At 62.7% G+C, this 13,787-nt stretch carries 12 protein-coding genes; all 12 read right to left on the bottom strand.

Annotated features, from left to right (window positions below; translation table 11 throughout):
- Window positions 1–164: 164 nt before the first annotated feature.
- The 12 genes from dtd to J4E63_RS22130 all read right to left on the bottom strand — a co-directional run bounded on the left by dtd (window position 165) and on the right by J4E63_RS22130 (window position 13,688).
- Window positions 165–602, bottom strand: coding sequence for a D-aminoacyl-tRNA deacylase (dtd, locus tag J4E63_RS22185; protein WP_060739582.1), 438 nt, complete (start codon window positions 600–602; stop codon window positions 165–167).
- The gene (gene pip / locus J4E63_RS22180; protein ID WP_003196909.1) at window positions 599–1,570 is read right to left on the bottom strand and encodes a prolyl aminopeptidase; all 972 of its coding nucleotides are present in this window, start codon (window positions 1,568–1,570) and stop codon (window positions 599–601) included. The genes dtd and pip overlap by 4 nt, the downstream gene beginning before the upstream one ends.
- Before the next feature lie 105 nt (window positions 1,571–1,675).
- Complete coding sequence (locus J4E63_RS22175) at window positions 1,676–2,587, bottom strand: alpha/beta hydrolase (protein WP_259334106.1); 912 nt, start codon at window positions 2,585–2,587, stop codon at window positions 1,676–1,678.
- 153 nt (window positions 2,588–2,740) lie between these two features.
- Entirely contained in the window at window positions 2,741–3,688 is a 948-nt protein-coding gene (locus J4E63_RS22170; protein ID WP_060739583.1) for a choline ABC transporter substrate-binding protein, read from the bottom strand.
- Window positions 3,689–3,950: 262 nt separating this feature from the next.
- On the bottom strand, window positions 3,951–4,754 hold the full coding sequence (gene hutG, locus J4E63_RS22165) for an N-formylglutamate deformylase (protein WP_207283371.1): 804 nt from the start codon (window positions 4,752–4,754) through the stop codon (window positions 3,951–3,953).
- A gap of 11 nt (window positions 4,755–4,765) precedes the next feature.
- Entirely contained in the window at window positions 4,766–5,968 is a 1,203-nt protein-coding gene (gene hutI, locus J4E63_RS22160) for an imidazolonepropionase (protein ID WP_207283370.1), read from the bottom strand.
- A gap of 108 nt (window positions 5,969–6,076) precedes the next feature.
- Window positions 6,077–7,609 carry a histidine ammonia-lyase gene (hutH, locus tag J4E63_RS22155; RefSeq protein ID WP_207283369.1) on the bottom strand — a complete coding sequence of 511 codons (1,533 nt, stop codon included), beginning with the start codon at window positions 7,607–7,609 and terminating at the stop codon, window positions 6,077–6,079.
- Between the two features lie 129 nt (window positions 7,610–7,738).
- Window positions 7,739–9,262 (bottom strand): histidine ammonia-lyase, encoded by a 1,524-nt coding sequence (gene hutH, locus J4E63_RS22150; RefSeq protein WP_207283368.1) that lies wholly within the window; start codon window positions 9,260–9,262, stop codon window positions 7,739–7,741.
- A gap of 171 nt (window positions 9,263–9,433) precedes the next feature.
- Window positions 9,434–10,264 (bottom strand): glycine betaine/L-proline ABC transporter ATP-binding protein, encoded by an 831-nt coding sequence (locus tag J4E63_RS22145; protein ID WP_050586211.1) that lies wholly within the window; start codon window positions 10,262–10,264, stop codon window positions 9,434–9,436.
- Window positions 10,261–11,112 carry a proline/glycine betaine ABC transporter permease gene (locus J4E63_RS22140; protein WP_003196893.1) on the bottom strand — a complete coding sequence of 284 codons (852 nt, stop codon included), beginning with the start codon at window positions 11,110–11,112 and terminating at the stop codon, window positions 10,261–10,263. The genes J4E63_RS22145 and J4E63_RS22140 overlap by 4 nt, the downstream gene beginning before the upstream one ends.
- A 71-nt stretch (window positions 11,113–11,183) precedes the next feature.
- On the bottom strand, window positions 11,184–12,152 hold the full coding sequence (locus J4E63_RS22135) for an ABC transporter substrate-binding protein (RefSeq protein ID WP_014336129.1): 969 nt from the start codon (window positions 12,150–12,152) through the stop codon (window positions 11,184–11,186).
- A 69-nt stretch (window positions 12,153–12,221) separates the two neighbouring features.
- The gene (locus J4E63_RS22130; protein WP_207283367.1) at window positions 12,222–13,688 is read right to left on the bottom strand and encodes a cytosine permease; all 1,467 of its coding nucleotides are present in this window, start codon (window positions 13,686–13,688) and stop codon (window positions 12,222–12,224) included.
- Window positions 13,689–13,787 lie beyond the last annotated feature (99 nt).

Raw genomic sequence — 13,787 nt, 5'->3', positions numbered from 1 at the left:
GGACAACTCTCTACCTAAGTCAAATGGACCAGCGAACGCTGATCCCCCGTAGCGCGCGATTATCTAGTAGCCCGCGTGACAACGCATCAGGGGTAGCAAAGTATTTATCGAGAAAACTCACCGTTTTACCTCGAAACAGACCCGAAAAGATGTTTCTAACGCTTTCAGGACTGTAACAGGAAGGTTACCGGGCCATCATTGACCAGATGAACCTGCATGTCGGCGCCGAATCTACCTGATGCCACAGTGCCATGCACCTGTTTCGCCTGACTCAGCAAATAGTTGAACAATTCTTCGCCCAGGGCCGGAGGCGCAGCCGTGGAAAAACTCGGGCGCAGACCGCTTTTGGTGTCCGCCGCCAAGGTGAACTGCGACACCAGCAGCAACCCGCCACCGACATCCGCCAAGGACAGGTTCATCTTGCCCTCGGTATCACTGAACACTCGATAGTTAAGCAGCTTGTGCAGGAGTTTGTCGGCATTGGCCCGGGTATCCCCGGGCTCGACGGCCACCAGCACCAGCAAGCCCTGGTCCACAGCCCCGACGATCTCGCCCGCCACCTCGACCCGGGCGCCGCGCACCCGTTGCAGCAGCCCCTTCATGCTTCTTCGGGCGGCAGGTCGAGCAGGCGCCGGGCCATTTGCGCGGCGGCGCGTACCAACGCGTCGGTAATCCCCGGCTCCGAGGCGGCGTGGCCGGCGTCGCGGATCACCTGCAATTCACTGTTGGGCCAGTTCTGATGCAGTTCCCAGGCATTGTCCAACGGACAGATCACATCGTAGCGGCCGTGCACGATGACGCCTGGCAAATGGGCGATCTTGCCCATGTCGCGAATCAACTGGTTGGGCTCGAGGAAAGCGTTGTTGGTGAAGTAGTGGCATTCGATACGGGCGATCGACAGCGCCCGCTGCGGTTCGGAGAAGCGATCGACCACCAGCGGGTTCGGACGCAGGGTGGCGGTACGACCTTCCCAGGTGGACCAGGCCTTGGCCGCGTGCATCTGGGCGATCTGGTCGTTGCCGGTCAGGCGCTTGTGGAAAGCGCTGAGCAGGTCGTCGCGCTCGTCCAACGGGATCGGTGCGATGTAGTCCTGCCAGTAGTCGGGAAACAGGCGACTGGCGCCCGCCTGATAGAACCATTCGATTTCCTGTGGACGGCAGAGAAAGATCCCACGCAAGATCAGGCCATGCACCCGCTCTGGATGGGTCTGGGCGTAGGCCAGGGCCAGGGTCGAGCCCCAGGAACCACCGAACAGCACCCATTTCTCGATACCCAGGTGCTTGCGGATACGCTCCAGGTCTTCGACCAGATCCCAGGTGGTGTTGTTTTCCAGGCTGGCGTGGGGGGTGGATCGACCGCAACCGCGCTGGTCGAAGGTGACGATGCGGTACAGGTTCGGATCGAAGTAGCGACGGCTCTGCGCATCGCAGCCGGCACCCGGGCCGCCGTGAATGAACACCACTGGCAGGCCTTCTGGGGAACCGCTTTCATCGACATAGAGCGTGTGGGTGTCATCGACAGCCAGATCGTGCCGGGCATGGGGTTTGATCTGCGGGTACAAAGTCTGCATTGCGCGCTCCGTAAGGGGTCGAGTCATCCCTGTAGGGACTTCTATTTAGTCTGCCGTCCGGCATCATAAACCCGAATGACCTCAATGAGCATGTCCCCTGCGCAGTCAAAGCATGTCAGCCAGGTACGCCAGCAGCGTGCGATACATCTGATCGACCTCCGGCACCTGGCCCCGGCCACGCAGGCAACCGTGGACCAGCCCATTGCCGACATACAGCACGGCGTCTCCCCCTGCGGCGTTCAGCCGCTCGCAATAAAGGACGCCGTCGTCGCGCAGTGGATCCCATTGCGCGACGGCAACCAGCGCTGGCGGCAAGCCGTCCAGGTTGTCGGCGAGTAACGGCATGGCATAAGGCGAGGGACGAGCGCCACCCAGGTACAGCGCCTCATAGCGCGCCAGATCGCGACTGCTCAGGAGCGGGGCATCGAAGCACTCGTGACGCGACGGCAGATCCGCAGGGCCACCGAGCGCCGGATAAATCAAGACCTGGGCCCGGGGCAACGGTTGCCCGGCATCGCGCAAGGCCAGGCATAACGCGGCAGCGAGATTGCCGCCGGCGCTGTCACCGACCACCAGCCGGCGACGGGGGTCGATGGCGAACGGGGCGTCCGCCAAGTGGCGCCACACCGCGAGGCAATCTTCGAAACCGGCCGGAAACGGATGCTCCGGGGCCAGCCGGTAATCCACCGCCACCACCAGCGCGCCCAACTCAGCGGCCAGCTCCATGCAGATGAAGTCATGGGAATCCAGATCCCCCACGACCCAACCGCCACCGTGCAGGTAAAGCATGCATGGCCAGCCGGCGAGCGGTGCCGCACGTTGCGGGTAATAGGCCCGTACCGCCACGCCGGCCAGTTCGAAATCCTCGATGGCCAGCGTCGGCGGGCAAGGTGGAGTGAACGCCCGGCACATCTGGCTGTAGGCCTGGCGCGAGCCGACGAGGCTATCGTCCGGGCTGGTGAAGCTCTGGGTTTTGTCGATGAAAGCTGACATTGCCTGGGAGAGTGGGTAGGTCATCGTGGTTTGCCGTGGTGTGGCTCAGAGGCTTTTGTAGCGAGGGAGCTTGCGCCCGCTGGGTGGCGCAGCCGCCCCAAGAATCTTGTGAGCGCTGCGCACTCAAGCGGGAGCAAGCTCCCTCGCCACAGGGTTATCAGTGCCCGGAAAATCGCCTCAGTTCTTGAGACTGGCCTGCACCGCCGCCACACCGTCCTTGCCATCGAAGCTCGTGACACCCGCCAGCCAGCGCTGAAGATCCTCGGGATGCTCGCGCAGCCATTGGCGGGCGACGTCCTGGGGTGTCTTGCGCTCCATGATCGGCACCATCAACTGGCTTTCCTGGGCGGCGGTGAAGGTGAGGTTTTCCAACAGCCGGCTCACGTTCGGGCAACGCTGGGCGTAGTCCGGCGCGGTCACGATGGAGACGGTCGCGGCGCCTTCGTTCGGACCATAGACGTCCTCGCTGCCGGTCAGGTAAGTGATGTTCATGTTGATGTTCATCGGGTGCGGGGTCCAGCCGACGAAGACCACGAACTCCTTGCGGTTCACCGCCCGCTGCACCGCCGCCAGCATGCCTGCTTCACCGGACTCGATCAGCTTGAAATCCTTGAGGCCGAAGTGGTTGGTCTCGATCATGGTCTTGATGGTGGTGTTGGCACCGCTGCCCGGCTCGATGCCGTAGATCTTGCCGCCAAGCTGATCCTTGAACCGGGCGATGTCGGCAAAGGTCTTGAGCCCCGCCGCCGCCACGTAATCCGGTACGGCCAATGTGGCCTGGGCGTCGGCCAGGCTTGGCTTGTCCAGTACCTTCACCTGGTTGGCCGCCAGGAACGGGGCGATGTTCTTGTCCATCGCCGGCTTCCAATACCCCAGGAAGATGTCGAGCCGCTTGTCGCGGATGCCGGCGAAGATGATCTGTTGCACGGCGCTGGTCTGCTTGCTGTCGTAGCCCAGACCGGTGAGCAGCACATCGGCCATGCCGCTGGTGGCGATCACATCGGTCCAGTTGACCACGCCCATGCGGACGGTCTGGCAGGACGCAGGCTCGGCGGCCATCGCCCCGGTGCTGAGTAGAACGGTACCGCAGAGGAACGACAGACAGCGTTTGAACAGTCTTTTCATCGCGAGGGTCTCGTGCGGCAGCGGATTATTATAGGGCGGTGTCTTGGCGCACCGTGACCGGAACATTACGCAGCGTCGAGGGGGTCAAGATGAACTGTGGCGACTCGGTTTTGCACGGTGGCGACAGGTAGGCAGGCATGAATGCTTTTGTGGCGAGGGAGCTTGCTCCCGCTGGGCTGCGCAGCGGCCCCCCAAATTTTACGAGCGCTACGCACTCGAGCGGGAGCAAGCTCCCTCGCCCCCAAAGCTGCCTTGCCAGGGATTAATGTTTGTAGGTCTTCTGTCCCCACGCCAGGAAACCTTCCAGCAACTCCCTGAGCACCACCTGGGTCGGCGCCGCCAGATCCGGGCGGTAGTTGAACGGTTCGAATTCTTCCATGTAGGTGCTCTGGCACAGTTCCAGTTGCACCGCATGGATGTCTTCGGCCGGGTTGCCGTAGTGCCGCGTGATGTGTCCGCCCTTGAAACGTCCGTTGAGCACATGGGTGAACTGGCCGTGGCGGGCGCAGATGGCTTCGAGCTGGCTGGCCAGGGTCGGGTCGCAACTGGCACCGTTGAACGTACCGAGATTGAAGTCCGGCAGCTTGCCGTCGAACAGGTGCGGGATCACCGAACGGATCGAGTGGGCGTCGAACAGCAAGGCGTAGCCGAACTCGGCCTTGAGCCGCGCCAGTTCCTGCCGCAGCGCCTGGTGGTACGGCATCCAGACCTGCTGCAGATACGTCGCCCGTTCCTCGGCCGACGGTTCCAGCCCTTCGCGAAACAACGGCACGCCATCGAACAGCGTCGCCGGGTACAAACCGGTGGTGGCGCCGACATACATCGGTTTGTCATCGGAGGGGCGATTCAGGTCGACGACGAACCGTGAATACTCGGCGGCCAGGGTGCTGGCGCCCAACTCATTGGCGAACTCATAGAGCTGGGGAATGTGCCAGTCGGTGTCCGGCAGGCTCTGGGCTTCGGGAATCAACCCGGCCTTCACCGCCGGGGTCAGGCGCAGGCCGGCGTGGGGCATGCTGATCAACAGCGGCACGCGCCCTTGCTTGAAATTCAGGACCTTCTCCACAACCAATCTCCTCAATCGATTTCCACGCCGTGACGCACGACGCGCTTTTCCAGATCGCCACCGAGCCAGTACGCCAGGTCGGCCGGGCGGTCGATGTGCCAGGCGACAAAATCCGCGACCTTGCCGACTTCCAACGAACCGTGGGTTTGCGCCATGCCCAAGGCCTGGGCCGCATGAATCGTCGCCCCTGCCAGGGCTTCTTCCGGGGTCATCCGGAAACAGGTGCAGGCCATGTTCAACATCAAGCGCAGCGACAGCGCCGGCGAGGTGCCGGGGTTGAGGTCGCTGGCCACGGCGATTTTCACCCCGTGCTTGCGCAGGGCATCCATGGGCGGCAGTTGGGTTTCCCGCAGGAAATAAAACGCCCCCGGTAGCAACACCGCCACGGTGCCGGAAGCGGCCATGGCCTTGGCGTCGTCCTCGGTCATGAATTCCAGGTGATCGGCCGACAGCGCCTGGTAGCGCGCCGCCAGGCTGGAACCGTGCAGAGACGACAATTGTTCGGCGTGCAGCTTCACTGGCAGCCCCAGTTGTCGCGCGGTGATAAACACTCGCTCGACCTGCGCCGGGGAAAACGCCAGGTATTCGCAAAAGGCATCCACCGCATCCACCAGCCCCTCGGCCGCCAGGGCTGGCAGCATCTCGGTGCAGATGTGTTCGATGTAGTCATCGGCGCGATCCTTGTACTCCGGTGGCAAGGCGTGGGCCGCCAGGCAGGTACTGCGTACGCTGACCGGTAACTCGGCGCCAAGACGGCGAATGACGCGAAGGATCTTGCGTTCGCTGGCCAGGTCCAGGCCGTAGCCGGATTTGATCTCCACCGTGGTCACGCCGTCGTGCATCAGGCTTTTCAGGCGTTTGGCGGCGCTGGCGAACAGTTCGTCTTCACTGGCGGCGCGGGTGGCGCGCACGGTGCTGGCGATGCCACCGCCGGCCGCCGCGATTTCGGCGTAGCTGACGCCTTGCAGACGTTGTTCGAACTCACCGCTGCGGTTGCCGCCAAATACTGTGTGGGTGTGGCAGTCGATCAACCCCGGCGTGACCCAGGCGCCCTTGAGGTCGTTGACCGCCGGGTAGTCCCCCGTCGGCAATTCGGCACGCGGGCCGATCCATTGAATGTGCTCGCCCTGGGTGACGATGGCGGCGTCTTCGATGATCGAGTAGACGCCCTGGGCCATGGTGGCGGCGTGGCAGTTTTGCCAGAGGGTTTTCATCCCGGTTTCCTCGTCGCGTTCAAAATCGAATCGCGAGCGAGCTCGCTCCCACAGGGGTTTTGAGTGCATCAGAAACCTTGTGGGGCGAGCTCGCTCGCGATGAGGCCCTTACAGGCTCGGCAACAACTGCGCCGTGACCAATTCGTTCAGGCACCGACTCGCCAACAACTCACTGGCCGCATTGATGTCCGGCGCAAAGAACCGGTCCTTCTCATAAAACGGCACTTCTGCACGCAACAGACCACGGGCCCGCTCCAGTTTGGAAGAGGTCTTCAAACCGCCGCGCAGGTCCAGCCCCTGGCAGGCCGCGAGCCATTCCACCGCCAGAATCCCACGGGTGTTCTCGGCCATTTCCCACAGGCGCTTGCCGGCGGCCGGGGCCATGGAGACGTGGTCTTCCTGGTTGGCCGAGGTCGGCAGGCTGTCCACCGAATGGGGGTGAGACAGCGCCTTGTTTTCACTGGCCAGGGCCGCCGCGGTGACCTGGGCGATCATGAAGCCGGAGTTCACCCCGCCATTGGCCACCAGGAACGGCGGCAACTGCGACATGTGCTTGTCCATCATCAACGAAATCCGGCGTTCGCTCAGGGAGCCGATTTCGGCAATCGCCAAGGCCATGTTGTCGGCGGCCATCGCCACCGGTTCGGCGTGGAAGTTGCCCCCGGAAATCACGTCACCCTCGGCGGCGAACACCAGCGGGTTATCCGACACCGCGTTGGCTTCGATCACCAGCACTTCAGCGGCCTGGCGGAACTGGGTCAGGCACGCGCCCATCACTTGCGGCTGGCAGCGCAGGGAGTACGGGTCCTGGACCTTGTCGCAGTTCTGGTGCGAATCGGAGACTTCGCTGCGCTCGCCCAGCAGATCGCGGTAAGCGGCGGCGGCATCGATCTGGCCTTTCTGGCCGCGAGCGGCATGGATCCGCGCGTCGAACGGCGAGCGCGAACCGAGCACCGCTTCCACCGTCAGGCTGCCCAGAGACAGGGCCGCGGCGAACAGGTCTTCACCTTCGAACAGGCCACGCAGGGCAAACGCAGTGGAGACCTGGGTGCCGTTGAGCAGCGCCAGGCCTTCCTTGGCGGCCAGGGTCAGCGGCGCGAGACCGGCGACTTTCAGCGCCTCGACGGCCGGCAGCCATTCGCCCTTGTAGCGGGCCTTGCCTTCACCCAGCAGCACCAGGGACATGTGGGCCAGCGGCGCCAGGTCACCGGACGCACCGACCGACCCCTTGAGCGGAATGTGCGGGTAGACCTCGGCATTGATCAGTGCAATCAGCGCATCGATCACCTGCCGACGGATGCCGGAAAAACCCCGGCTCAGGCTGTTGACCTTGAGCACCATGACCAAGCGCACCAGCGCATCGCTGATCGGCTCGCCCACGCCGGCGGCATGGGACAGCACCAGGGAGCGCTGCAGGTTTTCCAGGTCCTCGCTGGCGATGCGGGTCGAGGCCAGCAAGCCAAAACCGGTGTTGATGCCGTAGGCGGTGCGGTTCTCGGCCAGGATCTGCTCGACGCAGGCGACGCTGGCCTCGATCTGCGCCGACGCGCTGGCGTCGAGGCTCAAGGTTACGGGTTGCTGATAGATGTCACGCAATTGAGCCAGGCTCAATTGGCCGGGAATCAGGTTTAAGGCAGTCATGTATTGCTCCTTTTGAGAGTTTTGTTTTTTCACCCGCCAGTCGCTCCGGAATGTTCCGTTATCCGTCACCTTCGCTTTGGGGCGATGCCTTGTGGGCAATGGGTGTCTTGGCACGCTGGCGTTTTTTGATCAGTTCAAATCAGGTAAAGCGTTGTGCAGCACAAAGGGATCCTTGAGCAACCCGGCGGCACTGGCGATGTCCGGCGCCAGCCAGCGATCCTGGTCGTAGGCCGGAACGCGCTCGCGCAGCAGTTTCCAGGCGATGTCGGTGCCAGCACCGAAACGCTGGGCCTTGAGAAACTCAAAAGCCTGGGCTGCCAGCAGGTACTCGATGGCGAGGATCTGCGTGCAGTTTTCCAGCGCCCGGTGCAGCTTCAGGGCGGCGTTGGTGCCCATGCTCAGGTGGTCTTCCTGCAAACCGGAGGTGACGAAATTGTCCAGCACCGCCGGTTGCGCCAGTTGCTTGTTCTCCGCGCACAGCGACGCGGCAACGTATTGCACGATCATCATCCCCGAGTTCACGCCGGGATTGGCCACCAGGAAGGCTGGCAGGCCGCTGACGTGGGGGTTGATCAAGCGGTCGAGGCGACGCTCGGCGATGGAGCCGATTTCGGCCATGGCAATCGCCAGCAGGTCCGCCGCCAAGGCCACCGACTGACCGTGGGGGTTGGCCTGGGACATGACCCGGAAGTTGTCCGGCGTACCCAGCAACAGCGGGTTATCGGTGACCGCATTGAGTTCGGTTTCGATCTGTTGCCGGGCGTGGGCCAACTGATCGCGAGCCGCGCCGTGCACCTGCGGAATCGAGCGGATGCTCAAGGCATCCTGGGTGCGAATGCCCAGGCTCGCGGCGATGACCTCGCTGCCGTCGAGCAACGCCCGCAAGTTGACCCCGACCTGCTGCATGCCCGGGTGCGGCTTGAGGGCGATGATCTCGGCATCGAACGCGGCAATCTGGCCGCGCTGGGCCTCGAAGCTCATGGCGCCGATCACGTCGGCCCATTGCACCAGCCGCGTCGCATCGGCCAGGGCCAGGCAACTGAGGCCGGTCATGCACGGCGTGCCGTTGACCAGGCACAGACCGTCCTTGGCCCCCAGTTGCACCGGTTGCAAACCCTCGGCGGCCAAGGCCTGTTGCGCCGGGACTATTTGTCCGCGATAGCTGACCTGACCAACGCCCAGCAACGCGATGCCGATATGGGCCATGTGGGTCAGGTAACCCACCGAACCCTGGGACGGTACTTGCGGCGTGATGCCGCGATTGAGCAGTGCGAGCAACGCCTCGACCACCCGGCGATGGATGCCGGACTTGCCCTGGCTGTAGTTGAGGATGGCGGCGCAGAGGATCGCCCGGGTCTGTTCATCCGTCAGCGGCGCGCCAACGCCACAGGCATGGCTGAGCAGGGTGTTGCGCGACAGTTGGCTGAGTTGTTCGTCCTTGAGCGAGACATTGCACAAGGCCCCCAGGCCGGTATTGACGCCGTAGGCGCGCTCGCCGCTTTCGACGATGCGCTGGACGATGGCCTGGGCATTGTCGATCCGCGCCCAGGTCTGGGTCGACAGCTCGAGCTCGGCACCGAAGCGGGCGACGGCGACGACGTCCTGCCAGCGCAACGGAGCGCCGGTGATTACGATTTTTTCAGCCTGGGACATCCTCAACCTCGTCTGTACAACTTGAATATTGATGCAGCTTTGCCGGCCCTATCGCGAGCAAGCTCGCTCCCACAGGGATTTCCTTTTGGGCACAAAATGTGTGAGCAAAAGAGGTCCCCTTGTGGGAGCGAGCTTGCTCGCGATGGGGCCAGCCCTACCACCACAAACCCTTCAAACCACCGCAGCCCTGCGCTGCACGAACCGATCGACATATTCATCCGCCGGCGAATGCAGGATCTCCCGGGGCGTGCCGACCTGGATCAGCTTGCCGTCCTTGAGGATCGCGATGCGGTTGCCGATGCGCACGGCCTCGTCGAGGTCGTGGGTGATGAAGACGATGGTCTTGTGCAGGGTCTTTTGCAGCTCCAGCAACTGGTCCTGCATTTCCGCACGGATCAGCGGGTCGAGGGCGCTGAAGGCTTCATCCATCAGGATGATGTCGGTGTCCGCCGCCAAGGCCCGGGCCAGGCCCACGCGCTGGCGCATGCCGCCGGAGAGCTGGTGCGGGTATTTGTTCTCGTAGCCTTTCAGGCCCACGGTGTTGATCCAGTGCAGCGCCCGCTCGGCGCACACCTGCTTGCTCTCGCCACGCACTTTCAAGCCATAGGCGACGTTGTCCAGCACGCTCTTGTGGGGCAGCAGGCCGAAGCTCTGGAACACCATGCTGATCTTGTGCCGGCGAAATTCGCGCAGGGCGTCCATGTCCAGTTGCAGGATGTCTTCGCCGTCCACCAGGATCGCGCCACTCGTAGGATCGATCAGCCGGTTGAAGTGGCGCACCAGGGTGGACTTGCCGGAGCCGGACAGGCCCATGATCACGAAGATCTCACCGGTGCCGATGCTCAGCGACAGGTCGTTGACGCCGACCACGCAGCCGGTTTCGGCCAGCACCTGGTCCTTGGTCTTGTTCTGGCGGATCAGCTCCAGGGCTTCCTTGGAGCGATTGCCGAAAATCTTGAAGACATTCTTGACTTCGATCTTGCTGATGGCTGCGTTGCTCATTTGCTCACCTCATGCCGAGGACGACCATAGGCCTGGGTAATGCGGTCGATGACCACGGCGAGAATCACGATGGCCAGCCCCGCTTCCAGGCCGCGCCCGACGTTGAGGGTCTGGATGCCCACCAGCACGTCTTCGCCCAGGCCACGGGCACCGATCATCGAAGCGATGACCACCATCGACAGGGCCATCATGGTGGTCTGGTTGATCCCGGCCATGATGCTCGGCAGGGCCAGGGGCAGTTGCACGCCGAACAGCTGCTGCCAGCGGTTGGCGCCGAAAGCGTTGATGGCTTCCATTACTTCGCCGTCCACCTGGCGGATACCCAGGTCGGTCAGACGGATCAATGGCGGCGCGGCGTAGATCACCGTGGCGAAAATCGCCGGGACCTTGCCCAGGCCGAACAACATCAACACCGGAATCAGGTACACGAAGCTCGGCATGGTCTGCATGATGTCCAGCAACGGCATCAACACCGAACGCAGGCGATTGCTGCGCGCCGAAAGAATGCCCAGGGGAATGCCGATCAACACCGAGATCAGCGTCGCCACCAGCATCAGCGCGAGGGTCTGCATCAGCTTGTCCCACAGGCCTACCGCACCCACCAGGAACAACAGGCCGACGATGACTGCCGTGGCCACGACCTTGCGAGTGGCGTGCCAGGCAATGCCGCCGACGATGGCCAGCATCAGCCACCAGGGCGCCATGCGCAACAGGCCTTCCAGATTGACGATGGCCCACAGCAGGGTGTCGGAGATGTGCCGGAACACATCGCCATAGTTGGTCACCAGGGAGTCGACCCAACCGTTGACCCAATCGGCGATGGAGAAGGTAAAGCTTTCGGGAAACATAAGAGACTCTCGATCAAGTGGATGCGGTGAACGTCCCGGCCAGCCCCACGGTTGGCCGGGAAAGATTCGACCTACAGAGCCGCGTCGATTTTCTTGGCAGCGTCTTCACTGACCCAGGCGTGCCAGACTTCAGGATGTTCCTTCAGAAAGATCTTCGCCAGTTTCGGCGACTCGATCCGCTCTTTGGCCATGCGCCCGAGGTTCTGGTTCAGGATATCGATCGGCAGGTTGACCTTTTCCAGCACCGCCACCAGTTCCGGGGCTTCGTCGTGGAACGTCTTGGACAGGCCGACCTTGATGCTCACGCTTTTATCCACGCCCGGTTTTTCTTCCAGTTTCACCAGGTCCACCTGACCCATCAGCGGCGTTGGCGACCAGTAGTAGAACAGGATCGGCTCGCCACGCTTGTAGCTCGACAGCACCGCCGCATCCAGCGCCGGGCCGGTGCCTGGACGGAAGTTGGTGTAGGTTTTTTCCAAGCCGTAGCTTTTCAACATTTCGCTGTTGTCCAGCTCACAGGTCCAACCGGCCGGGCAGTTATAGAAACGGCCCTTGGACGGTTCTTCCGGGTCCTTGAACACGGCGGCGTACTGGCCCAGGTCGGCAATGTTCTTCAGGCCCGGGGCCTTGGCTTCGAGCTTGCGCTTGGCGTCGCCTTCAACCACGTAGCGCGGTACATACCAGCCTTCGATGGCGCCCACCACCGGGGCACCGACGCCGACCACCTTGCCGGCCTTCTCGGCCTTGTTCCACACCTCGCTGCGGCCGACCCATTCTTCGGCGAACACCTGGATGTCGTTGCTGCTCAGGGCGTTTTCCATGGTGATGGAGTTGCCCGGCAGGCTGTCGGTCTTGCAGTCGTAGCCTTTTTCCAGCACCACTTGCAGGACGTCGGTCAGCAGCATGCCGCTTTCCCAGTTCAGGCCGGCGAACTTCACCGGTTTACCCGACTCGCACCAACCCGCCGCTTGCGTGGCGCCAGCGCTGGCCAGCAGGCCCATGGAAAGCAATGTGGTCAGCAGGGTCTTGTTCGACTTCATTATGTGACGCTCCTAATCAGTTGGATTGGCTTACGGCAGTCAAGAGGCATCCAGCCCTGTCAACGTCCATCAGACCGCTTGAATGCGGCCCGCCCTGCTCGGTTGTGCGTCAACCGCGTCCTGCTCGAGCGGCAGGATCAATTGATCGGGTACTGCGCTGTGCCACTTCCTGGCGAGGACGTAATACAGCGCCGCCGGGACCACCAGACCGATGATCCAGGAGATATCCACACCGCCCATGGCTCCCACCAGCGGACCGGTATAGAACTTGGTGGCGATGAATGGCAATTGAACCAGTACGCCGAAGACATAGACGCTGATACCCAAGGTGTTCCACCGACCGTAGCGGCCGTTCGGGTCGGCCAGGGCCGGCACGTCATAGCGCTCGCGGGTGATGCAGTAGTAGTCCACCAGGTTGATCGCGCTCCAAGGCGTAAAGAACGCCAGCAAGAACAGGATGAAAGACTTGAACGCACCGAGGAACGAGTGCTGGCCCAGTAGCGCGATCAGGGTCGCGGCGCCGACGATGACCAGCACGAAGACCAGACGCTGCAAGCGCGTGACGTTCAGATGCCCCCGGAAACCGCTGATGATGGTGGCAATGCACATGAAGCTGCCGTAGGAGTTCAGCGTGGAGATGGTGACCTTGCCGAACGCGATGCTGAAGTACAGCAGCGCAGCGGTGGCGCCAGTGCCCCCCAGGCCAACGATGTAGGCCACTTCGTGACCGGCGAACTGCCCGTTGGCCGAGGCGGCGGCAAACACGCCGAGGATCATCGCCACCTGTGCGCCGATGACCGAACCGGCGCCTGCGGCGAAAAAGGTTTTCACCGAGGACATCTTGCTCGGCAGGTAACGCGAATAGTCAGCCACGTAGGGGCCGAAGGCGATCTGCCAGGAGGCCGCGAGCGACACCGCCAGCAGGAAACTGCTCCAGCTGAAATGGCGGATTTGCAGGAGTGCGCCAACGTCCGTCTGGCTGATCAGGCGAGCGAACAGATAAACGAAGGCAATCACACCAATGATGCTGGCGACCCGGCCAATGAAGTGAATCACCCGATAACCCAGCACTGTCACCAGCACGATGACACTGGCGAAGATCAGGATGCCCGCACTGTCGCTGACGCCAAACAACTGGCCCAGCGCCTGGCCGGAAAGCACGGTGCCCGTCGCGGTGAAACCCAGGTACATCAGGCACACCAGCACGATCGGGATGGCCGCGCCATACACACCGAACTGCACCCGGCTGGAGATCATCTGCGGCAGGCCAAGCTTGGGCCCTTGCGCGGCATGCAAGGCCATGACGCCACCGCCGAGCACTTGGCCGATCAGCAAACCGATCAACGACCAGAACACATCACCGCCCAGCACCACCGCCAATGCACCGGTGACAATGGCCGTGATTTGCAGGTTGGCCCCCATCCAGAGGGTGAACTGGCTCAACAGCCGACCGTGTCTCTCCGCTTCCGGGATGTAGTCGATCGAACGTTTCTCGATCAACGGCTTGCTGCTTGCGCGTGTGCTGGTGACAGCCATGGTTCAACCTCTGTGGATTGTTCTGGAATTCATTGCGCTGCTTCCCTGTGGGAGCGAGCTTGCTCGCGATAGCGGTGGGTCAGCAGACAATGCTGTTGA

This window comes from Pseudomonas sp. FW300-N2F2 (assembly GCF_017351655.1).
GTDB lineage: Bacteria > Pseudomonadota > Gammaproteobacteria > Pseudomonadales > Pseudomonadaceae > Aquipseudomonas > Aquipseudomonas fluorescens_AA.
This window is presented reverse-complemented; position numbering and strand designations above follow the sequence as displayed.